The organism is Bacillus cereus group sp. N14, assembly GCF_016483555.1.
In the GTDB taxonomy this organism is placed as follows: Bacteria; Bacillota; Bacilli; order Bacillales; family Bacillaceae_G; genus Bacillus_A; species Bacillus_A wiedmannii.
The window spans coordinates 213,359-237,843 of the sequence record NZ_JAEHBQ010000005.1 but is presented as its reverse complement, the minus strand read 5'-3'; the positions used below and the strand labels follow the sequence as shown (position 1 = coordinate 237,843).

Below are 24,485 nucleotides of genomic sequence, written 5' to 3'. Positions count from 1 at the left end.
GATTCGGATGCCGTTTTTAGGAAGCGTATATCAAATATTTGGATTGTATCCAGAAATTTATTATGGAATGATTTCAGCTGAGCTACAAGAAGAGGATCAGAAGGAACATCTTGAAAATAATAGTGCAGAAGCTGAAGTGGAAGAATAAAAAAAGTGCAGATGAAAATCTGCACTTTTTATTTGCTTTAAAATGGTTCCACACCCTTAGTTGAATTGTTATCTGAAGATAACAATTCAACTAAGGGTGTGATGATGTTTCTTAAATTTCATATAATGAAAAATGTATAAAAATCAATATAAAAAAATGAATATAAATATAAAGATGAGAAGGAACAATGTTTTCAAGAAAATAATTATGTTTAAAAATAACATTTGATACATAATTAACCGTTATTATTTAATTAATTTTATTGTTGACAATATAATTAATTGTATGATAAATTCAATCAGCATTCTTAGTGGTGTGTTGCTGAATTAATTGTTTTTTACTACAGTTTAAAAAGATTGATTTTTCAGTCTTTTGTTGAATTATTAAGTTTATGGGGAGTGAATCATGTATATTTTTATTTTCTAAACAGAACAGTAATAAAGATTGTAATAAGTAAGAGATAAACTTGAAAAAGAGGTTTCAATGAATGAGTCTTTTAATAAAGAAAACAATGGATGAAGAAAAGAAAAAAGTATTGAATCAAACTTTAGGTGCAATTGACTTAACTCTTTTAGGGATTGGAGCAATTATTGGTACAGGGATCTTCGTATTAACAGGTATTGTAGCAGCGAAACATGCTGGCCCAGCGATTGTATTATCGTTTATATTAGCGGCGATTGTATGTGCGTGTGTAGCTTTCTGTTATGCTGAATTTGCTTCTACAGTTCCAGTTTCGGGAAGTGTATATTCATATACATATATGACACTAGGTGAGATTTTTGCATTTATAGTCGGTTGGTGCGTTATGTTGGAGTACTTATTAGCGACTTCTGCAGTAGCTGCAGGATGGTCAGCGTATTTTCAGTCATTGTTACTAGGGTTTAATATTCACATCCCTACGATCTTTGCTTCGGCACCTGGTATGGGAAAGGGTGGAATTATTGATTTACCAGCAGTTCTTATTATTTTAGTTGTTACATTTTTATTAAGTCGTGGTGCAAAAGAAAGTGCACGAATAAATAATATAATGGTTATTATTAAACTGGCTGTTATTGTAGGGTTTATTGTTGTAGGGACACAATATGTAAAACCAGAGAATTGGCAACCATTTCTACCTTTTGGTTTTCACGGTGTAGTAGGAGGCGCTGCTACTGTATTTTTTGCTTTTTTAGGATTTGATGCAGTTGCAACAGCTGCAGAGGAAGTGAAGCGTCCACAACGTAATGTGCCAATTGGGCTACTTGTTTCATTGTTCATTTGTACCATTCTATACGTAGGTGTTTCATTTGTATTAACTGGAATGGTTCCGTTTACGGAGTTGAATGTCGCTGATCCAGTTGCATATGCATTGCGCACTGTAGGAGAAGATAGAATTGCTGGATTGTTATCGGTGGGAGCGATAGCGGGGCTAACAACAGTTCTGTTAGTAGCTATGTTTGCATTTGTTCGCGTATCTTACTCGATGAGTCGAGATGGGTTGTTACCAAAAAGACTTTCAAGTGTACATAAACGTTTACAAACTCCATTTTTTAATACGTGGGTTACAGGTATTATTGCAGCTTTATTAGCAGGATTAGTGGATTTGAATTTATTAGCTAATTTAGTGAATATGGGAACGATAACAGCATTTGTTTTTGTATCTATAGCTGTTATTGTATTAAGAAAGACACATCCTAATATGAAAAGGCCATTCCGTGCGCCGCTAGTACCTTTTTTACCAATCGTTTCAATAGTAAGTTGTATATATTTAGCTTTGAACCTCTCTCAGCTTACTTTAATTAGTTTTGTAGCATGGGTAATAATAGGTGTAGTTATATATTTTGTATACGCTAAAAAACACAGTAATGTTAGAAATGGAAATAGGGTATAGTCCATTGAAATAATAATTGTAATGTAAATGAAAACACGCTACTTATAAGAACAGGTAGCGTGTTTTTATTATTTAATAATCCCGTTCTCTAAAATTTTAATAGTAGGTGCTACTTTCACATTAGCCTTTGAAAAGGCACTCGGCCAATCATCTTCAACTTGTTTCCATTCTTTATATTGAAACGCTCTCGCATAATCACCAAACCCGAATGGATCGAGTTGCTGTTTTTGAATTTTGTGGATTAAATCGTTTAAATCTTTGTTTAATTGTTTTGCAATGAGAGAAGTCAATTTCTTTCTATCTTTGTCTATATCCATATTGAATGTAAGTTCAGATACGGACACTTTAAAGTCCATTTTAATATTAAATTTGAAACGGTTATCGCTATAGCCTGTATGAATGTCACGATTCATGTTAAGAACATTTATTGTTACGAAATCTTTACCTTCTGTATCTTTTAAATCACTATTACTTTCAACTTGAGTAGAAGGGATCTTCATTGTAAGAGAAACTGGTGTATTAGCCTTCTTTTGTAATAGAAGAAGAAGGGCGCTTTCATAACGATTTAATGACATTTTATAAATTCCACGAGAAGTTAATAATGCAGAGCCGGTAACAATCACATCTTTTTTTCCTTTTTTTATTTCTGAAATAGCAGGTGTTATACCTTTATTAAACGTTTGCCTATGAAATTCATGGAATGTCGTAAAAACGGTCCGATTGTACAGTTTGTTCGTATTAATTAAATCTGTTAAATACTCGGGAAGGGCAGGCTTATCTTTAAAGTTATTATATATAACTGAAGAAATGGGACCGTCTACTGCAACCATACGCATGTTTCCAGTGTTTTTAGGGTCACGATACCAAACATCAAGGTAAGGCATAGCCCCTTCTTGTTTTAAAAATTTCGTGCTAAATAAAATGAGCTGTAACTTTTCTGTAGAAACTAGTCCGCCACTGGAACTATTAAACGTTGCTTTGGCTTCTCGAGGGGTATGTACTTTCGCTTCATGAGTTTCGTATTTTTTCTCTACATCTTCATTAAAAATAGGATTTACGTGGTACACCATTAATTTGCCTTTTGCTTTTGCGTCAAAACCGTAAATTAATGAAATAGATTGCTTTTCTAGGTCGAGCCGATCTCCACATCCTGTTAAAAAGATTACGAGAAAGCAAAGTATAGTGAGTCTCATTTAAATTTTTCTCCTTTTCCAATACTGATAAAGTGTCATGTATAAGAGAAATACGACTGGGAATAGAAAGACGATAAAATAACTTGCAGTTCCCCAAAATTCCCGCAAGGCACTTATTTGATAAGAGGAAGGGATATAAAAGAATAGAACGAAAATACACCCGAATAATAAAAACCAAATAGGTAATGAGCTCCCTTTTTTGTTAAGTAATTGATTGATTCCATCTGAAGCAGTAAAAATATAAGGAATGCAAGAGTCAAAAATAATGAAGAGATAAAATGACAAAAAGATAATTTCAAACCGTTCCAGAAATGAAAAGTGAAATGGTGTAACAAGAGAAAGAGTGGGCCATAAAAACTTAGTTATACCATCTGGGCTAAAATAAACGAAAGAAACGAACGTAACTTGCAGGTAAACGAATAAAGTAATCATATTTGCAATAACGATTCCTTTTTTTGCAGATGATTTATTACTGAGATAAGGATAAAGGACAAATGCAAACTCAAATCCGAGAAAGGCAATAATAGTTGATTTTACTGTGTTGAAAACTGGTAGCCATCCCTCTTTAAGGAGAGGAAGAAGATAAACCCAATGCCCGTCTTTAAGTGGGATAAATAATAGCAATGGCATCCAGAGTGTAAATAAGACAGTAAAAACAGCATAGCGGCTAATAATAAGAACACCTTTACATGCGAGCATAACCATTGGGATAGATAATAACATCATGATTAAAAACATTGGAGATCTAGGTAAAATCCAAATGTGAATAACGTATAAGAGGGAAAAAATTAAGGATACAGCTGCAAGAACAGCATATAAAATCCAAAAAATCATTCCTACTCTTCCTAGCCACTTCCCAAGATAACGAGTTAGCACATCAAGTAAAGTATACCCGGGATGTTTTTCCATAATTTTTACAATACATAGACTGACTAAAGTAGTGATAGCGCATCCTATTATAATAGACATCCAGCCATCTGTATTCGCCCCTTGCGCAACTTCACGTGGCAGTGTAAGTACACCGAACCCTACTTGAACACCACTAATCGTTAAAATGTATTGAAATAAACTAATCTCCCTCTTTGCACGCTTTGTCACTTATCTTCCTCCGTTTCTTCTATATCGCGTTGTCGATTCTCTTGTTTTAAGTTAAGGGATAGTGGTCGTTTCTTCATTAGTTTCCATGGTAAACGTACAAGAATGTCTTTTAAATCCGAAGCAAATGACGGAGAAAAAGGACTACCATAAGGAACACCAAGTGATTCCATAGAAAGAATATGGATGATGATAACTGCCATCCCGACCATAATTCCAATGACCCCAAACAAAGAAGCGGTTATCATCATTGGAAAGCGAAGAAGCCGAATTCCTGCTGACATTTCCATGTTAGGGATGATAAAAGAAGCGACTGCAGTAATAGATACGACGATAACCATAACATTACTTACTATTCCTGCTTGGACAGCAGCTTGTCCAATGACAATCCCTCCTACGACGCCAATCGTTTGTCCAACGGGACCAGGAAGCCGAACCGCAGCTTCGCGGAGCATTTCAAGTACTAGTTCCATCAAAAGTGCTTCTAATATAGGGGGGAAAGGAATTTTAGCTCGAGATTCTCCAATTGTTAACAATAATTTAAGTGGAATCACTTCATAATGAAAGGAAATCATAGCAATATAAAGAGCTGGAGCAAATATTGCAATAAATAGTCCGGTAAAACGAAGTAGTCGTATGAAAGATGGAATCATTGGCCGGAAGCTGTAATCATCTATCGTCTGAAAAAAAGATGAAAAGGTCATAGGTCCAATTAATACACCGGGTGAGCGGTCTACAATAACAGCAATTCGTCCATCCAAAATGTGATGGGCCGTTGTATCAGGGCGTTCGGTTATTGATAATTGCGGAAAGAGAGTATAGGAATTATCTTCAACAAACCCTTCTAATTCTCCGGTAGTAATAATGGCATCCACTTTGATTGATTCGATGCGGCATGCCATTTCTTGTACAACGTCTTCGTTTGCAACGTCTGCTAAGTACAGCAAAAAAACCTTTGAAGTAGCTCGTTCACCAACAGTGAATTCCTTCACTTTCAATTCGCGATTTGGAATATATCGACGAATAAGTGCAAGACTGTCGCTCGCTACTTCATTAAATCCTTCGTGTGAGCTTTTTATGGCAGTTTCTGTTGTAGGTTCTTCAATACTTCTTTTTGGCGCCGATTGCGTATCTAGTTCTAACGCTGTAAGTTGTCCATTTATAAATAAAATGCTTTTACCATGTAAAAGGGACTGTTCAATGTCTGACCACTGCTGAACTTTCTTTATATTCCCGACTGTAACTGAGGATTCCCAACAATTATCTTCATTCCACTCTTTAAATAGGAGAGGGCGAAGAATATCAATGTTAATAACAGTTTTGTCTACAAGTCCTTCCATATATATAATTGCAGCTTCTTTTCCGTTTTTTAACGGAAAAGTACGTGTAATTAATTCTGGAATACCGCTAAAGAGTTTGGACAAGTGCTTTAGATTAAGGGAAAGAGAGGAAGAGATAGATTTATTTAAAAGGTGATCAGCTTGTTCTTGTGCAGAGAAAGAGTTTTCACCACGTATCCATTTATTAAAAGACCCCATTTGTTCGCTTACTCCTTGTTATGTTTTATATGGGTTATTATGGATAGTTCCATGCGGACATATGCGTAGTTTAAATTTTATATTGTATATTTTTAGCTTTAACGCTATAATTACAGTGTTAAAGATGGAATCGTGATATGATCTGTTATGAATCTATCGTTTTATTTATGAATAAATGGATTGGTATTTTAGCAAGATGTGCTAATAAACTACTCCACCATGATAATAACGTGCCGAAATGTGGTGCGTATATTTTCGTGGTGGAGTTTTTTTATTCTCAAAAAGGGGGAAAGACCATGAATAACAACATGGTTCATATTACAATTGACGGAAAAAAGTATACAGCGGAGCCTGGTTCAACGATATTGGGTGTTATTAATGAGAACGGGATTGAACATCCGCAAATTTGTTACGTGCCAGAAGTAGATCCTATTCAAACATGTGACACTTGTATTGTAGAGGTTGACGGAAAGTTAGTGCGCTCTTGTTCGGCAGTAGTGACAGAAGGTATGAACATTGAACGTAATTCTGCTCATGCCAAAGAAGCACAAACAGAGGCAATGGATCGGTTATTAGAAAATCATTTATTATACTGTACAGTATGTGACAACAACAATGGGAACTGTAAACTGCATAATACAGCAGAATTAATGGAAATTGAACATCAAAAATATCCTTATGAACCAAAAGTAGATGCAAGTGAAGTTGATATGACGCATCCGTTTTATCGCTACGATCCTAATCAATGTATTGCATGCGGTCAATGTGTTGAGGTGTGTCAAAACTTACAAGTAAATGAAACGTTATCGATAGACTGGGAAGCGGAACGCCCACGAGTTATTTGGGATGAAGGAGTAAATATTAATGATTCTTCATGCGTGAGCTGTGGTCAATGTGTAACCATTTGTCCTTGTAACGCTTTAATGGAGAAAACGATGCTCGGTGAAGCTGGATTTATGACGGGATTAAAACCGGATATTCTTGAACCGATGGTAGATTTAATTAAAGAAGTTGAGCCTGGATATAGCGGCATTTTTGCGGTATCAGAAGTGGAAGCGGCCATGCGTGATACTCGTACGAAGAAAACGAAAACAGTATGTACATTTTGTGGTGTAGGTTGTTCATTTGAAGTGTGGACGAAAGGGCGTAAAATCCTTAAAGTACAGCCTTCTTCTGATGCGCCAGTTAACGCAATTTCTACTTGTGTAAAAGGAAAATTCGGTTGGGATTTCGTAAATTCTAAAGAAAGAATTACAAAACCTTTAATTCGTAAAAATGGAACGTTTGTTGAATCTACATGGGAAGAAGCACTAAATGTAGTTGCAAGTAAATTAGGATCTATTAAAGAAGAATACGGTAAAGATGCTGTCGGCTTTATTTCTTCATCTAAAATTACGAATGAAGACAATTATGTAATTCAGAAGTTAGCTCGACAAGTATTTGAAACGAATAATATTGATAACTGCTCACGTTATTGTCAATCGCCAGCGACAGACGGATTATTCCGTACAATTGGTATGGGCGGAGATGCTGGAACGATTAAAGATATTGCAAAATCCGGTCTTGTTATTATTGTAGGTTGTAATCCGACAGAAGGTCATCCTGTTTTAGCTACACGTATTAAACGTGCGCATAAATTACACGGACAAAAATTAATTGTGGCTGATCTTCGTAAAACAGAAATGGCAGAGCGTTCAGACGTCTTTATTAGTCCAAAACAAGGAACAGATCAAGTATGGTTAATGGCTGTTACGAAATATATGATTGACCAAGGCTGGCACGATCAACGATTTATTGATGAGAATGTAAACTTCTTTGAAGATTTCAAAGAGAGTCTGAAAGAATATACACTTGAATATGCAGAAGAAATGACTGGTATTTCTAAAGAAACACTTATTCAAATGGCTGAAATGATTCGTGATGCAGATGGTACATGTATCCTTTGGGGTATGGGAGTAACGCAAAATACAGGTGGATCTGATACTTCCGCTGCGATTTCAAACTTACTTCTTGCAACAGGTAATTATCGTCGTCCAGGTGCTGGTGCATATCCACTTCGAGGTCATAATAATGTACAAGGTGCTTGTGATATGGGTACTTTACCAGGATGGCTTCCAGGATATCAGCACGTTACGAACGATATGGAACGTGCGAAATTTGAAATGGCTTACGGAGTGAAAATTAATAGTAAACCAGGTCTTAATAATATTGAAATGCTTCACGCAATTGACGAAGGGAAAATGAAAGCTATGTATCTTGTCGGAGAGGATATGGCTCTTGTAGACTCTAATGCGAACCATGTACATGAAGTGTTATCGAGCCTTGATTTCTTCGTTGTACAAGATGTTTTCTTATCTAAAACTGCTCAATATGCAGATGTTGTATTACCGGCAGCGCCATCTCTTGAGAAAGAAGGTACTTTCACAAATACAGAACGCCGTGTACAAAGACTATATCAAGTTCTTCCTACACTTGGAGATGCGAAGCCAGACTGGTGGATCGTGCAAGAAGTTGCGAATAAATTAGGTGCAAACTGGAGTTATAGTCATCCAAGTGAAATTTTTGCTGAAATGGCAAGTTTATCACCGCTATTTTCACAAGCAAACTATGAAGTACTTGAAGGATGGAATAGTTTCCATTGGGGAAGTTTTGATGGAGCGAATACACCACTACTTTTCCAAGATGGATTTAACTTCCCGGATAAAAAAGCTCGTTTTGCGATTGCTGACTGGGTACGTCCAGCTGAATTCCCAGCGGAGTTTGATCTTCACATTAATAACGGGCGTATGCTTGAGCATTTTCATGAAGGGAATATGACAAATAAATCAACAGGTATTCAAACGAAAGTGCCTGGTGTATTTGTTGAAATTTCTCCAGCACTTGCAAAAGAACGTGGAGTGAAAACAGGTTCATTAGTTCGTCTTATCTCTCCTTTTGGAGCATTAAAATTACGTGCACTCGTTACAGATCGTGTAAAAGCGAATGAGTTATATTTACCGATGAACTCTACAGATAATGAAACAGCAATTAATTTCTTAACAGGTCCTGCTGTGGACGTACGTACGAACACACCTGCTTATAAACAGACGAAAGTGCGTATGGAAGTGCTAGAAGTTGATGGCGCAAATCCGATGCCAAAAGCGAACCCGCGTAACAAAAAACGTCATCCTCAAGCTGGTATTGAGGTGAATCGTAAGTGGGCACGTCCAGGGTATGTGCATTTAACGGATAAGTAGGAGGAGAAAAATATGGCTGCACCTATAAAAATGATTCAAAAACAAGAATTAACTGAGGAAGAAATAAAACAGCAAAAATTAGATGATTTAAAAGAGCTCCTAGCTAATAATGAAGAAGCTTTAAATCAAATGTTTAATATTGTTGGGGAATTAAATGACATCGGAATGCTAGAAGCTGCAAATTCTATGCTAAAGGCGAAAGAACCAATCGCAAAGATTGTTCTTGGCCAAGTGACTCGTGAGCCTGTTACAAATTTAATTAATAATATGATGGGTGCTGCGGGTGCTTTAACAGAACTTGATCCGGAACTTACGAAAAAGCTTATAGGTAGCTTATTAGTAGGACTAGAAGAAGGAAATGAACATCTAGAGAGTAACAAAAAAGTAGGGGTATTCGATCTTATGAAAGTATTGAAAGACCCAGACATTAACCGTGCTATCGGGTTTGGACTTCATTTCTTAAAAGGTATGGGGAAAGGGTTAAAAGACGAATAAACTTCATGAAGTGAACCTTTTCGCCCAAATGTTTGTACGAAATAGTTTGGGCGGAAGGATCATTTTGGTAAAATATATAATAAAGTAAAATGAGGCTTTTGGGAGGTATAATTGTATGTCAAAAAAAGTACATGAATTTAATGATATGATACGAAAACTTCGAAAAGAACTTTTCGGAAAAGGGCCAGAAAGAATTCATACTGTATTTGCTGAAAATATGGCGATTGCGACCCTTTATGGAAACTTAACACCTACTGAAAAATTCATTTCAAGTACGATGGACGGTGCAGAAATGGTTCATATGGCTAGAACGAAAATGATTCAAGAAGTGTATGCTGCGAATTCCCGTGAACACTTGGAGGAACTTGTTGGAGCGAAATTAGTGAATTTATTTTCAGATATGAAAGTAGAAGAGGATATTGCAGTTTCGGTATTTGTTTTTGATAAAAATATAACGTGAGAGAAGGATACTGATCGTGAACCCGATACAGGTAGAAAGAGAAATCTTTCGTTATGAACATGGGGCGTTTAAACATATAGAGGACAGTATTGTAACAGAGTTTCCAGTCACGATTAAAATGAACGGACAGGAGTTTGTTACAATGGTTAGTACTCCAGAATATATAGAAGATATGGTAATAGGCTTCTTAGCATCTGAAGGAATCATTCGGAAGTATGAAGAGATTGATGACATATGGGTACAAGAGAAAGAAGGATTTGTACATGTCACGACAGCAAAAGTGAATCCATATTACGAACAAATGCAAAATAAACGATATATTACTTCATGCTGTGGTATGAGTAGACAAGGGTTTGTTTTTGCGAATGATGCACTAAGCGCAAAGAAAATGAATGGAGTCCATGTACAGGTTGCTGCAGAAGACTGTTTTCGATTAATGAAAGAAATGCAGCAATCTGCGGAGACGTTTCGTCATACAGGTGGCGTTCATAATGCATCTTTGTGTGATGTGAATGGTATTATTTTAAGCCGAATGGATATCGGTAGACATAATGCATTAGATAAAATTTACGGTTATTGCTTAAAAAATAATATTTCTATAAAAGATAAAATCATTGTTTTTAGTGGTCGTATTTCTTCGGAAATATTATTGAAGGTTGCAAAGATTGGTTGTGAAATTATACTGTCAAAATCAGCTCCAACTGAGTTGGCTTTGCAGCTAGCAGAAGAACTAGGTATTACTACGATAGGGTTTATTCGGAATGAATCCTTAAATGTATATACCCATCCAGAGCGTGTTATAAATATAAAATAAGTAAAAGCGAGGCAATAAAGATGAAACCTGTCACATTAGACAAACTACAACGCCCTTTAAAGGATTTACGTATTTCTGTTACTGATCGCTGTAATTTTCGCTGTCGCTATTGTATGCCAGAAGAAATATTTGGTCCGGATTATTCGTTTTTGTCTAATGATAAAATTTTATCTTTTGATGAGATTGAAAGGATAACACGTATTTTTGTTTCTTTAGGTGTAAGAAAGTTACGAATTACGGGCGGAGAACCGTTACTTCGAAGAGGTCTTCCGCAGCTTATTGAGCGCCTTAATAAAATAGATGGTGTGGAGGATATCGGTTTAACAACCAATGGATCACTACTGAAAAAGTTTGCTCCTGATTTATATAAGGCGGGTTTATCACGTGTGACAGTTAGTTTAGATTCCTTAGAAGAAGATCGGTTTTTCTATTTGAATGGTAATAGAAGCAAAGTGCAAAGGGTCCTGGAAGGAATACAGGCTGCAGCTGAAGTTGGTATGAAAATTAAAATTAACATGGTCGTTCAAAAAGGGAAAAATGAACAAGATATTTTGCAGATGGCGCAATACTTTAAGGAAAATAAGCATATTCTTCGTTTTATTGAGTATATGGACGTTGGGAATTATAACGGTTGGGAATTAAGAGAGGTCGTCTCGAAACAAGAAATAGTAGATGCCATTCATCAAGTTATGCCATTAGAACGGATAGAAGCAAATTATGCAGGTGAAGTTGCGACTCGCTATCGTTATATTGGAAGTGATGAAGAAATAGGTATTATTTCATCAGTAACAGATTCCTTCTGTTCATCATGTACGAGAGCACGTATTTCTGCAGAAGGAAAATTATATACTTGTTTGTTCGCTTCTAAAGGAAATGACTTGAGAGAACTACTTCGATCTGGATACACTGACGAGGAAATAACATATATCGTACGCGATATATGGAACAATCGAGAAGATCGGTATTCAGATGAACGCTTAAATAATACAAGTAAAAGAAGAATACCTAAAATTGAAATGTCACATATTGGTGGTTGATATATAAAAGTGACGCTTTGAGGAAGTATATACAAAATGGAAAGTATGCAACGTTTGTAGATTTTCTATTTTATAGTAAAAGTGATGATTGATATCTCTGTAAAAGATGTGCAGAGAAATTAAGCAGCATTCAAACACCTTTATTTTGAGGAGGTTTTTTGAAGCTGCTTTTTTATTTGGAGAAAATGGAGGAATTAGTAATGGCATTTCATAAACCGGAACAAATTGCTGAGCTTGTAATTGAGGCCGGTGTTCAAAAAGTAAGTCAGACGTTGCCAGCAATGCTTATTCTCGGTTTTTTAGGAGGAGCGTTTATTTCGCTCGGTTTTTTACTTAACATTCGCGTTTTAGGTAACTTACCAGAGCGCTGGGGTAGTTTGGTCAATGTTTTAGGAGGAGCGGTTTTTCCTGTTGGATTAATGCTCGTCGTATTAGCAGGAGGTGAATTAATTACCGGAAATATGATGTCACTTTCTATGGCGCTTTATGCAAAGAAAATTACATTGGTAAGTGTACTAAATAACTGGGTTTGGATTACTTTCATGAATTTCGTGGGAGCTATTTTTGTTGCGTATTGTTTCGGTCATCTTGGCGGATTAACAGAGGGAGATTATTTAAATAAAACGGTAGCGATAGCAGAAGGAAAGTTACATGAAACGTTTGGGAGAACTTTAATTTTAGCGATTGGATGTAATTGGCTCGTTTGTCTTGCGCTTTGGCTCGCTTATGGGACGAGTGATTTTGTCGGGAAAATAATCGGAATTTGGATTCCAATTATGGCATTTGTAGTGATTGGATTTCAGCAAGTGGTAGCAAATATGTTTGTTATTTCAGCAGTTATTTTTGCAGGTCATCTGACGTGGATGGATCTTGCTAGAAATTTTGTTCCTGTTTTTATCGGAAATGTAATTGGGGGAGCTGGATTTGTTGGATTTGCTTATTTTGCTTGTTATCAAAAACAACATTCTAATATGAAATAGAGTTCGTGAGAGGAAGGATATGTAATGGCTGAGCGGTATTCACGACAACAGTTGTTCAAACCAATTGGGAGTAGAGGGCAAGAAAAAATTCGAAATAAACATGTGTTAATTGTAGGAGCAGGCGCATTAGGAAGTGCAAGTGCCGAAAGTTTCGTACGTGCAGGTATTGGCAAGTTGACGATTATTGATCGTGACTACGTTGAATGGAGTAATTTACAAAGGCAACAACTGTACTCTGAACAAGATGCGAGAGAGAAAATACCGAAAGCAATTGCTGCAAAAAATCGGCTAGAACAAATTAATTCGGAAGTACAAATACATGCTTTCGTAATGGATGCAGTTGCAGAAAATATGGAAGACCTATTAAAAAATGTAGATGTAATAATTGATGCAACAGATAATTTCGATATTCGATTTGTAATAAATGATTTATCGCAAAAACATAATATTCCTTGGATATATGGTTCTTGCGTTGGATCGTACGGTATGAGTTATACAGTTATTCCGCAAGAGACACCATGTTTACATTGTATGCTGAAGAACGTTCCTGTTACAGGTGTGACATGTGATACAGCTGGAATTATTAGCCCGACTGTTCAAGTTGTCGCAGCATATCAAGTGGCGGAGGCATTCAAAATTTTAGTAGGAGATTTCTCAGCAATTAGAAAAACATTTTTCATGTTTGATATATGGAGTAATCAAAACCATTTTATAAAACTAGGGAAAATCAAAACAGACGATTGCCCTTCGTGCGGTTCGGATCGAACTTATCCTTATTTATCATACGAAAACCAAACGAAGGTAGCTGCTTTATGCGGAAGAAATACAGTGCAAATTAGGCCAGTAGAAAATAGAAAGTACGATTTTGACGATATAGAAAAAGTATTAAACAAACTAGGGAAAGTAGAGCGGAATCTGTATTTACTATCTTGCCAACTAGATGATTACCGCGTCGTTATTTTTCGGGATGGTCGTGTTTTCATTCATGGTACAAATGATATTTCGAAAGCGAAACAATTATATTATCGCGTATTCGGTTAATAGAAAGGGATGTCAATAATGGAAAGAAGAGTGCCAATTACGGTTGATGAAGCTGTTCGTAAAGTAATGGGATTTGCTAGTAACGGCTTAAAGGAACTACTACCTATTGAATTAGCTTACGGACGTATATTAGCGGAGGATTTAGTAGCTGACCATGATGTACCTTCATTCAATCGTTCACCGTATGATGGGTTTGCTATTAGAGCAGAAGATACGAATTTAGCGGGTTATGAAACGCCAATTGTATTTAAAGTAGTTGGTGAAATTGGCGCAGGATCGCTATTCGATGAGAAAGTAGGTCCGTTTCAAGCGGTTCGAATTATGACGGGAGCACAAATTCCGAATGGGTGTGATGCGGTTGTTATGTTAGAGCTGACTCGTCAATATGAGGAAGCTGGCAACAATTATATGGAAGTGAAGCGATCGTTCAAAGCGGGCGACAATATTTCTTTTCAAGGTGAAGATGCTCGTAAAGGAACGGTTCTTGCAAAAAAAGGATCATACATTCATCCAGGGATTTCAGCTCTTCTTGCTACGTTCGGATATAGTGAGGTACCAGTGGCGAGAAAGCCTGTAATTGGATTGTTAGCGACTGGTAGTGAATTACTGGATGTAAATGATTCGTTACAGCCAGGGAAAATCCGAAATAGTAATACGTATATGATATTGTCTCAAATTCGAAGAGCGGGCGGCAGAGTAAAATATTTTGGGAAGTTTAGCGATGATTTTCATACATGTTTCACAGCTGTAAAAGAAGCGTTAAGCCAAGTGGATATGCTCATTACAACAGGCGGTGTATCAGTAGGGGATTACGATTATTTACCAGCTATTTACGAAAAGTTAGGTGCATCGGTTCTTTTCAATAAAGTTGCAATGCGGCCAGGAAGTGTTACGACTGTAGCGCAATTAAATGGCAAGTTATTATTTGGTTTATCAGGAAATCCATCTGCTTGTTACGTAGGATTTGAATTATTTGTAAGACCGTGTATTCGGACGTATATGTTTATTGAAAAAGCACATGTAAAAAGAGAAAAAGCGTTATTAGGAGAAGATTTTTTAAAACCAAATCCATTTACAAGATTTGTGCGAGCAAAACTGACATATAACGAAGGGCAATTAATTGCTTATCCGTCAGGGTTTGATAAATCTAGCTCGGTTTCTTCTCTAGCAGAGACAAATATATTTATTGTACTTCCAGGTGGTACGAGAGGTTATAAAAAAGATATGTTCGTAGATGTTCTCTTGCTGGAAGATAACGAAGGTAGTGAATGGCCTTGGGCATTTTATAAAGTGAGAGGTGTTTCTAATGGGACAAGCGCTATTTGAGATTGTAGATATACCGATTGTAGTTGAAGAAGTAACGAATAAAGTCGCAAGAAGAGAAGCAGGTGCAATTACAACTTTTATTGGTACGGTGAGAGAGTTAACAAAAGGAAAACGAACATTACATTTAGAGTATGAAGCATATAAACCGATGGCAGTAAAACAACTTACGAAAATTGGTGAAGAAATGAATGGAAAATGGCCGGATGCAAAAGTAGCAATTACGCACCGAGTAGGGCGGTTAGAAATCATGGATATTGCGGTCGTTATTGCAGTTTCATCACCGCATCGTAAAGTAGCGTATGAAGCGAATGAATACGCGATTGAACGTATAAAACGAATCGTCCCAATTTGGAAAAAAGAATTTTGGGAAGATGGAACGATGTGGATTGGAGATCAACTTGAAAATACGGCATATCCGGATGGAAAACCGAAGAAGGAAGAATGAGAAGATGATTACAATTTTATTGTTCGCAAATTTACGTGAGGAAGTCGGATCGAATCGACTAGTAATTTTAGAAAAGCAAGAAATGACAGTTCAGCAATTAAAAGAATGGCTCAAAGCAAGCTATTGCTTACAATCGTTTGATAGAGTGATGGTGGCTGTTAATGAAGAGTTTGTAACGGATGAAGAGATGATAAAAGCTGGAGATATAGTCGCATTAATCCCGCCCGTTAGTGGGGGATAATAAGCTTTTTCGCCAAGAAGATGTTGTATATAAATTCGAATACGAGAAGGGATGAGTTCTATGATTACTCAAGAACAAATAATGAACGCATTAAAACATGTAGAGGATCCGGAGTTACACAAAAGTATTGTAGAATTAAATATGGTTAGAAATATACAAATGAATGGAACAGAGGTTAAACTTGAAGTAGTGCTAACGATTCAAGGTTGTCCATTAAAGGCAAAAATTCAACAAGATGTGGAAGAGTCTCTTCAGGCAATTGGTGCATCTAAAGTAGATTTGACATTTGGTTCTATGACACAAGAAGAACGAGCTGCGCTAACAGAGAAGTTAAAGAAAAATAGTAGAACAGAAACTGGAATGCCGAGCATGCTTCGCCTTGATTCAGGGGTACGATTTATTACTGTAACGAGCGGTAAAGGTGGAGTTGGAAAATCAACGGTGACAATTAACCTTGCAACTGCTTTAGCTCGTATGGGCAAAAAAGTGGGGATATTAGATGCAGATATATATGGTTTTAGCATTCCAGCTATGATGGAAACGAATCAAAAACCGACGATGATTGATCAAACAGCAATTCCGGTTGTTAGTCACGGTGTTAAAATTATGTCGATGGGATTTTTTACGGAAGGAAATAACCCAGTTATGTGGCGCGGACCGATGTTAAATAAATGGATTCAAAATTTCCTTGCGAATACGCACTGGGGAGAATTAGATTATTTACTTCTTGATTTACCACCTGGCACAGGAGATGTAGCTATTGATGTTGCAGCAATGATCCCGCAGGCGCAAGAAATTATCGTTACAACACCACACAATGTAGCTTCATTCGTAGCATCTAGAGTAGGTGTTATGGCAAAACATACGAAACACGAGATTTTAGGGATTGTAGAAAATATGGCTTATTATGAAGAACAAGATGGATCGAAAAATTATCTCTTCGGAAAAGGTGGCGGCGAAATGCTTGCAGAACAATTGCAAACAGAAGTGATTGCACAAATACCTTTTGCAAAACGAGAAGAAAATAACGGTTCATCTGTATATGATGAAGAGTCTCTTGTAGGAGAAGTGTTTACATCGTTAGCGGAGGATATTATTTATAGAGGATAGAGGGGGAAGTTTAGTATGGCGTGTAATATCGATCATTCTATGGAAGATGTAATGAATAAGCTTGAAAGTCAAAAGAGTTTTTTGCCTAAAGAGATTTTTACAGGATTGAAGGGATTTTTGCAAGGTAATCATTCACAGGAAATATTAAATGATATCTTTCATCTTTTAAAAAAGTATGACTTAGTTAGTAAAGAAGAACGAGAGATGAGAAATATTCAATTATTGCTGATTATAAAATAAATACGCTTTGGCTTTTGTTTTTTTGCAGAAGGGGTGAATGTAATGGATATGAAAAAGATGATTGAAACGATAGAAGCAACTAAAGTGACTGACGAAGAATTATCGATTTCTACTTTACATCAAAAGCTTGTGAAGTTGTATAGTCAAAAAGATAGTGCGGAGTATACGGAGATATTAAAATATATTTTATCATTATCCGTGCAGCTGAAGCTGAATCTCGTATTGAAATATTTTGGTGTGCGTCCGGTTGTTGCTGCAGATGAACGTATGCAATTTCAAGAGATATTTAAATGTTTAGCTAAGAAAGATGATAATGGGGAATGGTTTCTAAATTTCGTTTCTTTATATGTAGGACTAATTGTAGTTCTTCATTTTGATGAAAAAGAGATTGAGAGAAGTTTTTTCGATGATATGGTAGTGGATGAAGGGAATGCAATATAAGATTCTGCTTATAACATCTTTCTATTTAATTGCTTTAACTGCGATTTTAGTTCGTTATTTAAATATAAAGGTAACTAATTAATAAAAAGTGTTCTTCAGTTGTTTCCATCGTTTTTTCATGTTACCATTAAGCGAATTTTTCATAGGGAGAGAAAGCGATGAAATGGATTTATTTTATTATTATTAACGTTATAGCTTTTAGCCTTATGGGGCTTGATAAACGAAAAGCGAAGAAGAAACAGTGGAGAACGCCAGAAAGTACGTTGTTTTTATCAGCGGCAGCTGGAGGCGCAGTTGGTGCTTGGATCGGTATGTATATGTTTCACCATAAAACACATAAAAAGAAATTTGTTTTCGGTATACCATTACTTGTCGTTATAACAGTATGTTTACTTTTTGTTGTATGAGAAATGTCGAAAGAATTGCAGATTGATTATTGGTAAAGTGAGCATGCGGGACCGTATAATGGAGAAAAATGAGAAGAGGAGAAAAGGGAAGATGGGGAGTCAATCAGCACAGCAAAAAAAAGGGATTATATATGCAGCTGGTGCTTATACGATGTGGGGAATCCTACCAATCTATTGGAAATGGGTTGAGGAAGTTCCAGCAGATGAAATATTAGCACACCGCATCGTTTGGGCGTTTGTTTTTATGTTACTTGTATTAGGTGTTACGAAGAGGTTTCGTCAGTTTATTGGGGAGTTCGTGAACCTTTTTAAACGACCTAAATTATTAATGTCATTAACAATAGCTTCAGTCTTGATTAGCGGAAACTGGTTTGTCTACATATGGGCCGTTAATCATAATCATGTTATTGAAGCAAGTCTTGGATATTATATTAATCCGCTTATTAGTATTTTACTTGGTACAGTCGTTTTAAAGGAAAAGTTAAACTTTTGGCAATATGTTGCAGTTGGTTTAGCTGGAATAGGGGTTATCATTTTAACAGTCCGTTTCGGATCTATTCCGTGGGTTTCTTTATCACTTGCCTTTTCGTTTGGATTATACGGATTAACGAAAAAATTGTTAAACTATGATGCGACAATTGGTCTTACGATGGAAACAATGTTAGTGACGCCGTTTGCAATTATTTATCTCGTTATGACAGGAGCGCATGGATTCGGTTCATTTGGATCTATTTCCATGTCATCGACGTTACTATTAATAGGAGCAGGCATTGTTACAGCTTTACCACTTTTTTATTTTGCAAAAGGAGCACAACTTATTCCGCTTTATATGGTAGGATTTTTACAATATATTGCACCAACGATTAGTTTAATTTTAGGTGTATTCGTATTTGGTGAACATTTCACATCTACTCATATGATGGCATTTTTCTGTATATGGGTTGCATTATTTGTGTTTTCAATAGCGAAAACAAAGTTTTTAGTGCAGAAGCAACCGAAATTTATAAAAAATAAATCAGCAAAAGTATCATAATGCGTAGTATTTTCTACGCATTTTTCTTTATACTGATACTATATAGATTTCCATTATAGTCAGTAGGGAGCTGAGAACGTGGAAACAATTTTACATAATGATCCGCTTATGGCCGCTGTAATTTCATGGTTTCTAGCACAATTAACGAAAGTAGTCTTTAAATTATTCAAAACGGGTGAATTTGATTTTGCAAAGTTTTTCGCTTCAGGTGGGATGCCGAGTTCTCATGCTTCAACTGTTACAGCACTTGCGACAGGTGTTGGCGTTGTGGAAGGTGTGGAAAGTACCTTATTTGCTATTGCTGCTATCTTTGCAATAATTGTTATGTATGATGCTTCAGGAGTAAGACTTGCAGTTAGTAAACAAGCGAAAATATTGAATGAGTTCTTTCACGGTAGACAAACAGAATATAAGAAGTTAAATGAACTTGTCGGGCATACACCGTATGAAGTAGTAGTCGGTGCTTTAGTAGGGATTATTGTCGGAGTGGGATATTGCTTATGAGCAGAACATTTTATATGTTCTGTTTTTCTTTGTTTTCATACATATTTAGCTACCTTTTTGAATATCGTTATACGGATTTCGAAAGGGTGGGTGAGTAACTTGTTATTATATGAAAAAGTGCATGAAGAAATAGCGAGAAGAACAACTGCACTTCAAACGATGCAACGGCAAGATGGTACGTGGCAGTTTTGTTTTGAAGGAGCACCATTAACAGATTGCCATATGATTTTTTTATTAAAATTATTAGGTAGAGATAAAGAGATAGAACCGTTTGTAAAAAGATTAGCATCACTTCAAACAAATGAAGGAACATGGAAATTGTATGAAGATGAAGTGGGTGGCAATTTATCTGCTACAATTCAATCTTATGCGGCCTTACTAGCTTCAAAAAAATATACAAAAGAAGATGCGAATATGAGGCGAGCCGAAATGTTTATTAAGGAACGTGGAGGCGTGGCGCGTGCTCATTTTATGACGAAGTTTTTATTAGCAATTCATGGAGAATATGAATACCCTTCGCTCTTTCATTTGCCAACACCGATTATGTTTCTGCAAAATGATTCACCCCTCAGTATATTTGAATTGAGTAGCTCAGCACGTATCCATTTAATTCCGATGATGGTTTGTTTAAATAAAAGATTTCGAGTAGGAAAAAAGTTACTGCCAAATTTAAATCATATCGCAGGCGGGGGCGGGGAATGGTTTCGGGAGGAGCGGTCTCCGTTGTTTCAAACGTTATTAAGTGATGTAAAACAAATCATATCGTATCCACTTTCTTTACACCATAAAGGATATGAGGAAGTCGAACGTTTTATGAAAGAGCGTATTGATGAAAATGGAACGTTATATAGTTACGCAACTGCCTCATTTTATATGATTTATGCTTTACTCGCGTTAGGACATTCTCTTCAATCATCAATGATTCAAAAAGCTATAGCAGGGATAACATCTTATATATGGAAGATGGAAAGAGGGAATCATTTGCAAAACTCTCCTTCAACTGTATGGGATACGGCTTTACTCAGCTATACGTTACAAGAGGCCCACGCTTCGAAAGATAATAAGATGATTCAACATGCAGCAGCGTATGTATTAAAAAAACAGCATACAAAAAAAGCTGATTGGAGCGTACATGCTCCGGCGCTTACTCCAGGCGGTTGGGGTTTTTCGGATGTGAATACGACAATTCCAGATGTCGATGATACAACAGCCGTGCTAAGAGCGTTGGCAAGAAGTAGGGGGAACGAAAATGTAGATAATGCTTGGAAGAAAGGGGTCAATTGGGTTAAAGGATTACAAAATAATGATGGTGGTTGGGGAGCGTTTGAAAAAGGTGTGACGAGTAATTTATTAGCAAATTTACCAATCGAAAATGCAAGCGATATGATTACAGATCCCTCTACACCAGATATTACAGGAAGAGTGTTAGAGCTTTTCGGGACATACGCGCAAAATGAATTGCCTGAGAAACAAAAACAAAGTGCGATAAATTGGTTAATGAATGTGCAAGAGGAAAATGGATCATGGTATGGGAAATGGGGGATTTGTTATATATACGGTACGTGGGGTGTTATGACTGGTTTACGGTCACTCGGAATTCCATCTAGCAATCCATCAATGAAAAGAGCAGCTTTATGGTTGGAACATATACAGCATGAAGATGGTGGGTGGGGGGAATCGTGCCAAAGTAGCGTGGAAAAAAGGTTCATTACTTTACCATTTAGTACACCATCCCAAACAGCATGGGCGTTAGATGCTCTCATTTCTTACCATGATGAAGAAACACCAGCTATTCGAAAAGGTATTTCATATTTGCTTGCGAATCCTTATGTGAATGAAAAATATCCTACCGGAACAGGTTTGCCAGGTGGGTTTTATATTCGTTATCATAGCTATGCCTATATATATCCGCTACTTACTTTGGCACATTATATAAAAAAATATAGAAAATAAACCGAGAGGATATCTCTCGGTTTATTTTGTTGGGTAGTAGGTCCCTGTTGAAAAGAATAAGGTTGTGCGTTCTTTATTTTTCTGTTGACTGGCGTTTTTGACGTGCATCAGCGGCATTTGCACGTGCGTTTGCTTCTAAGTCATTGTGGTCAGCGAGTTCACGAGAGAACTCAACATCAATGCCATCAGCAGCTTTGTTTTGCTTGAAATTTTTTTTGTTCATTCGACACAATCTCCTTGTGTTTTATGCGACGTTGCAAAGTTAGTTTGACACAAATAGACTTTTTTATACAAAGAGGAATTGGGAAGCAAAGAGCCGAAATATACAGTATAAGTAATAGAAATGGGGGATAGGGATGGAGTTTTTAAATGGGAAAACAGCTGTAGTAACAGGAGCTGCACAGGGAATTGGAAAAGAGATTGCAAGGGTTTATGCAAAACTAGGGGCTAAAGTATTAATTAGCGATGTAAATGAAGAGAAGCTACAAAAAACGACACGTGAATTATCAGATGAAGGATATGAAGTGAAGCAGTATCGTTGTGATGTGAGTAATCAAAATGATGCGAAGTCCTTAATTGAATACGCTGTCCAAACATTTGGTACACTGCACATTTTAGTAAATAATGCAGGAATTACGCGAGATGCTATGTTACATAAAATGGAGAAACCAGAATGGGAACAAGTACTGCAAGTAAATTTAACAGGTGTTTTTTATTGTATGCAGCCAGCGCTTCTTTACATGAGACAACAAGGGTATGGACGCATTATTAATATATCTTCAATTAGTAGAGAAGGAAACATAGGTCAAGCGAATTATGCTGCTACAAAGGCAGGAGTTGTAGGTTTAACGAAAACAGCGGCGAAAGAAGTTGGAAGCTTCGGCATTACGTGCAATGCGATTTGTCCAGGGTTTATGGATACAGATATGACAAAAACGATACCAGATAAAGTGAAAGAAAAGATGGTTGGCGCGATTCCAGTTGGTAGAATTGGAACGCCAGAAGATATTGCGAACGCAGCTGCCTTTTTAGCGTCAGAATACGCATCCTATATTACAGGAGAAGTATTGAATGTGAGCGGAGGACTACAAGTTTAAAGGAATACATAATGAAAAGAACCTGACCGGATAGGCCAGGTTCTTTTTTCGTTAATTTAAGTTGAGCCAAACGCTCTTCACTTCTGTATAGTTATTTAATGCGTAAGATCCCATTTCACGGCCAAGACCAGATTGTTTAAAACCTCCGAATGGAGATGCTGCATCAAAGACGTTATAACAGTTTACCCATACAGTACCAGCACGTACTTTACTTGCAACATAGTGTGCTGTTTTAACATTTTCTGTCCACACACCAGCCGCTAAGCCGAACTGTGATTTATTTGCACGTTCAATTACTTCATCAATATCGTTAAAAGGTATTGCAGAAATAACTGGACCGAAAATTTCTTCTTTTGCGATCGTCATTTCGTCATTTACGTCGGCGAATACTGTAGGAGAAACGAAGTAGCCTTGATCGAATGGATTGCTTCCTCCGCAAAGTACTTCAGCGCCTTCTTCAATCCCTTTTTCAATGTAGCCCATTACACGTTTTTGTTGTTCTTCGGAAACGAGAGGACCGATTGTTGTTTCAGGGTTAAGACCGACACCTTGATTTAGTTTTTTAGAATAGAGGACGAGATCAGCCATGACATTATCATACATTTTCTTCGGAACAAATAAGCGTGATCCAGCAGAGCATACTTGTCCTTGGTTAAACATAACACCAGAAAGTGCACCAGGAATCGCGCGAGATAAATCAGCATCTGGCAAGATGATATTTGGTGATTTACCGCCTAACTCAAGTGTAACGCGTTTTAATGATTCAGATGCTTGTCGCATAATTTGTTTACCGACTGGAGTAGAACCAGTAAATGCAATTTTATCAACGAGTGGATGATTAACGAGAGCTTGTCCAGCTGATTCACCGAATCCAGGAACGATATTAATAACACCTTTCGGGAATCCAGCTTCTTCAATTAATTCAGCTAAGTATAGAGCAGATAGTGGAGTTTGCTCTGCAGGTTTTAAAACGATTGTACATCCTGTAGCAAGCGCTGCTCCCATTTTCCACATTGCCATAAGAAGTGGGAAGTTCCAAGGAATAATTTGACCGACGACACCAACAGCCTCATGGCGTGTATAGTTAAAGTAATTACCAGAAACAGGGATTGTTTGACCAACGATTTTCGTAGCCCAGCCAGCATAATAGCGCATATGTTCAATTGCAAGTGGTATGTCTGCTGCCATTGTTTCACGGATTGGCTTTCCGTTATCTAATGTTTCGAGCTGTGCAAGCTCTTCTTTATGTTCTTCCATTAAATCAGCTAACTTGTACATAAGACGGCTTCGCTCAGCAGTGCTCATGCGAGACCAAGGACCTTCGTCGAAAGCCATGCGAGCTGCAACGACAGCTTTATGAATATCTTCTCGACCAGCCTCAGAAACGACGGCAAGTGTTTCGCCGGTTGCTGGGTTAGGTGTTTTAAATGTTTTTCCGGAAGCGCTCTCAATGAAGGATCCATTCACATATAACTTTTTTGTACCTTGAAGAAACTTTTCTACCTTTTCATGAAGATTTACAGCTAGTTGACTCATTGTATAACCCCCTTGAAAATATAATGTAAACGCAGTACGAGACGGCGTTTATTCCGAAATCAAGGATGTGGGAACTAGATGGAAAGCCTCTAATTTTAATCATAATTAACAAATACTGAAAATTCAAATTTCATTTGTGTTACAATTGTAAAAAATATGTAATGTAAGAGAAACTTCTATATGATTATAAAAAATCCTGCTTGTTTTTGCTTTCTAGTAGGAAAAACTAGAAGAACAATGGTACA

25 protein-coding genes are annotated in these 24,485 nt (G+C 36.9%); 20 read left to right on the top strand and 5 right to left on the bottom strand.

Features of this window, described 5'->3' with window-relative positions; translation table 11 throughout:
• Positions 1-7: 7 nt before the first annotated feature.
• Positions 8-148 carry a hypothetical protein gene (locus tag JDS82_RS10685; protein ID WP_048562603.1) on the top strand — a complete coding sequence of 47 codons (141 nt, stop codon included), beginning with the start codon at positions 8-10 and terminating at the stop codon, positions 146-148.
• 487 nt (positions 149-635) lie between these two features.
• On the top strand, positions 636-2,018 hold the full coding sequence (locus JDS82_RS10680; protein WP_199713214.1) for an amino acid permease: 1,383 nt from the start codon (positions 636-638) through the stop codon (positions 2,016-2,018).
• A 68-nt stretch (positions 2,019-2,086) separates the two neighbouring features.
• Here the strand turns inward: JDS82_RS10680 and JDS82_RS10675 are convergent, their stop codons facing one another.
• Genes JDS82_RS10675 through JDS82_RS10665 form a run of 3 tightly spaced genes read right to left on the bottom strand, consistent with a single transcriptional unit; the run spans position 2,087 to position 5,844 of the window.
• Entirely contained in the window at positions 2,087-3,211 is a 1,125-nt protein-coding gene (locus JDS82_RS10675; RefSeq protein ID WP_199713213.1) for a Ger(x)C family spore germination protein, read from the bottom strand.
• Positions 3,212-4,309 (bottom strand): endospore germination permease, encoded by a 1,098-nt coding sequence (locus JDS82_RS10670; RefSeq protein ID WP_199713212.1) that lies wholly within the window; start codon positions 4,307-4,309, stop codon positions 3,212-3,214. It abuts the gene before it with no gap.
• Positions 4,306-5,844, bottom strand: coding sequence for a spore germination protein (locus JDS82_RS10665; RefSeq protein WP_048565913.1), 1,539 nt, complete (start codon positions 5,842-5,844; stop codon positions 4,306-4,308). Before JDS82_RS10665 ends, JDS82_RS10670 begins: the two co-directional genes overlap by 4 nt.
• Positions 5,845-6,140: 296 nt before the next feature.
• Between JDS82_RS10665 and fdhF the strand changes: the two genes are divergently transcribed.
• The 17 genes from fdhF to JDS82_RS10580 all read left to right on the top strand — a co-directional run bounded on the left by fdhF (position 6,141) and on the right by JDS82_RS10580 (position 21,607).
• Positions 6,141-9,080, top strand: coding sequence for a formate dehydrogenase subunit alpha (gene fdhF / locus JDS82_RS10660; protein ID WP_088091716.1), 2,940 nt, complete (start codon positions 6,141-6,143; stop codon positions 9,078-9,080).
• A 12-nt stretch (positions 9,081-9,092) separates the two neighbouring features.
• Positions 9,093-9,575 carry a helical membrane plugin domain-containing protein gene (locus JDS82_RS10655; protein WP_000729894.1) on the top strand — a complete coding sequence of 161 codons (483 nt, stop codon included), beginning with the start codon at positions 9,093-9,095 and terminating at the stop codon, positions 9,573-9,575.
• 115 nt (positions 9,576-9,690) lie between these two features.
• Positions 9,691-10,035 carry a Na-translocating system protein MpsC family protein gene (locus JDS82_RS10650; RefSeq protein WP_000039582.1) on the top strand — a complete coding sequence of 115 codons (345 nt, stop codon included), beginning with the start codon at positions 9,691-9,693 and terminating at the stop codon, positions 10,033-10,035.
• 16 nt (positions 10,036-10,051) lie between these two features.
• On the top strand, positions 10,052-10,849 hold the full coding sequence (gene fdhD, locus JDS82_RS10645) for a formate dehydrogenase accessory sulfurtransferase FdhD (protein ID WP_048565915.1): 798 nt from the start codon (positions 10,052-10,054) through the stop codon (positions 10,847-10,849).
• 20 nt (positions 10,850-10,869) lie between these two features.
• The gene (moaA, locus tag JDS82_RS10640; RefSeq protein ID WP_064057559.1) at positions 10,870-11,886 is read left to right on the top strand and encodes a GTP 3',8-cyclase MoaA; all 1,017 of its coding nucleotides are present in this window, start codon (positions 10,870-10,872) and stop codon (positions 11,884-11,886) included.
• 200 nt (positions 11,887-12,086) lie between these two features.
• Entirely contained in the window at positions 12,087-12,866 is a 780-nt protein-coding gene (locus JDS82_RS10635) for a formate channel (protein WP_002107908.1), read from the top strand.
• 24 nt (positions 12,867-12,890) lie between these two features.
• Positions 12,891-13,907: a molybdopterin-synthase adenylyltransferase MoeB gene (locus tag JDS82_RS10630; RefSeq protein ID WP_199713211.1), complete on the top strand. Its 1,017-nt coding sequence runs from the start codon at positions 12,891-12,893 to the stop codon at positions 13,905-13,907.
• A gap of 18 nt (positions 13,908-13,925) precedes the next feature.
• Positions 13,926-15,233: a molybdopterin molybdotransferase MoeA gene (gene moeA, locus JDS82_RS10625; protein ID WP_199713210.1), complete on the top strand. Its 1,308-nt coding sequence runs from the start codon at positions 13,926-13,928 to the stop codon at positions 15,231-15,233.
• Complete coding sequence (gene moaE / locus JDS82_RS10620) at positions 15,214-15,678, top strand: molybdopterin synthase catalytic subunit MoaE (protein WP_000529381.1); 465 nt, start codon at positions 15,214-15,216, stop codon at positions 15,676-15,678. Before moeA ends, moaE begins: the two co-directional genes overlap by 20 nt.
• Positions 15,679-15,682: 4 nt before the next feature.
• The gene (gene moaD, locus JDS82_RS10615) at positions 15,683-15,919 is read left to right on the top strand and encodes a molybdopterin converting factor subunit 1 (protein WP_000628506.1); all 237 of its coding nucleotides are present in this window, start codon (positions 15,683-15,685) and stop codon (positions 15,917-15,919) included.
• Between the two features lie 60 nt (positions 15,920-15,979).
• The gene (locus JDS82_RS10610) at positions 15,980-17,029 is read left to right on the top strand and encodes a P-loop NTPase (protein WP_048543984.1); all 1,050 of its coding nucleotides are present in this window, start codon (positions 15,980-15,982) and stop codon (positions 17,027-17,029) included.
• Between the two features lie 15 nt (positions 17,030-17,044).
• Positions 17,045-17,269, top strand: coding sequence for a hypothetical protein (locus JDS82_RS10605; protein WP_000752392.1), 225 nt, complete (start codon positions 17,045-17,047; stop codon positions 17,267-17,269).
• Between the two features lie 42 nt (positions 17,270-17,311).
• Entirely contained in the window at positions 17,312-17,710 is a 399-nt protein-coding gene (locus JDS82_RS10600; protein WP_000367290.1) for a nucleoside triphosphate pyrophosphohydrolase family protein, read from the top strand.
• Between the two features lie 158 nt (positions 17,711-17,868).
• Entirely contained in the window at positions 17,869-18,117 is a 249-nt protein-coding gene (locus JDS82_RS10595) for a DUF1294 domain-containing protein (RefSeq protein WP_000871327.1), read from the top strand.
• A gap of 91 nt (positions 18,118-18,208) precedes the next feature.
• Positions 18,209-19,150, top strand: a complete 942-nt coding sequence (gene rarD / locus JDS82_RS10590; RefSeq protein WP_000535553.1) for an EamA family transporter RarD — start codon at positions 18,209-18,211, stop codon at positions 19,148-19,150.
• 78 nt (positions 19,151-19,228) lie between these two features.
• Entirely contained in the window at positions 19,229-19,654 is a 426-nt protein-coding gene (locus JDS82_RS10585; RefSeq protein WP_000447816.1) for a divergent PAP2 family protein, read from the top strand.
• Positions 19,655-19,753: 99 nt separating this feature from the next.
• Positions 19,754-21,607, top strand: coding sequence for a terpene cyclase/mutase family protein (locus tag JDS82_RS10580; RefSeq protein WP_199713209.1), 1,854 nt, complete (start codon positions 19,754-19,756; stop codon positions 21,605-21,607).
• 73 nt (positions 21,608-21,680) lie between these two features.
• Here JDS82_RS10580 and JDS82_RS10575 read toward each other — a convergent pair whose 3' ends face one another.
• A complete protein-coding gene (locus JDS82_RS10575; RefSeq protein ID WP_001035806.1) occupies positions 21,681-21,830 on the bottom strand; it encodes a YfhD family protein in 150 nt (49 codons plus the stop codon).
• A 133-nt stretch (positions 21,831-21,963) separates the two neighbouring features.
• On the opposite strand from JDS82_RS10575, the gene fabG reads away from it, so the two are divergent.
• Positions 21,964-22,704 (top strand): 3-oxoacyl-ACP reductase FabG, encoded by a 741-nt coding sequence (fabG, locus tag JDS82_RS10570; protein WP_000395032.1) that lies wholly within the window; start codon positions 21,964-21,966, stop codon positions 22,702-22,704.
• Between the two features lie 51 nt (positions 22,705-22,755).
• On the opposite strand, the gene dhaS is transcribed toward fabG, so the two are convergent.
• Positions 22,756-24,240, bottom strand: a complete 1,485-nt coding sequence (gene dhaS / locus JDS82_RS10565) for an aldehyde dehydrogenase DhaS (protein WP_000080285.1) — start codon at positions 24,238-24,240, stop codon at positions 22,756-22,758.
• Between the last annotated feature and the right edge of the window lie 245 nt (positions 24,241-24,485).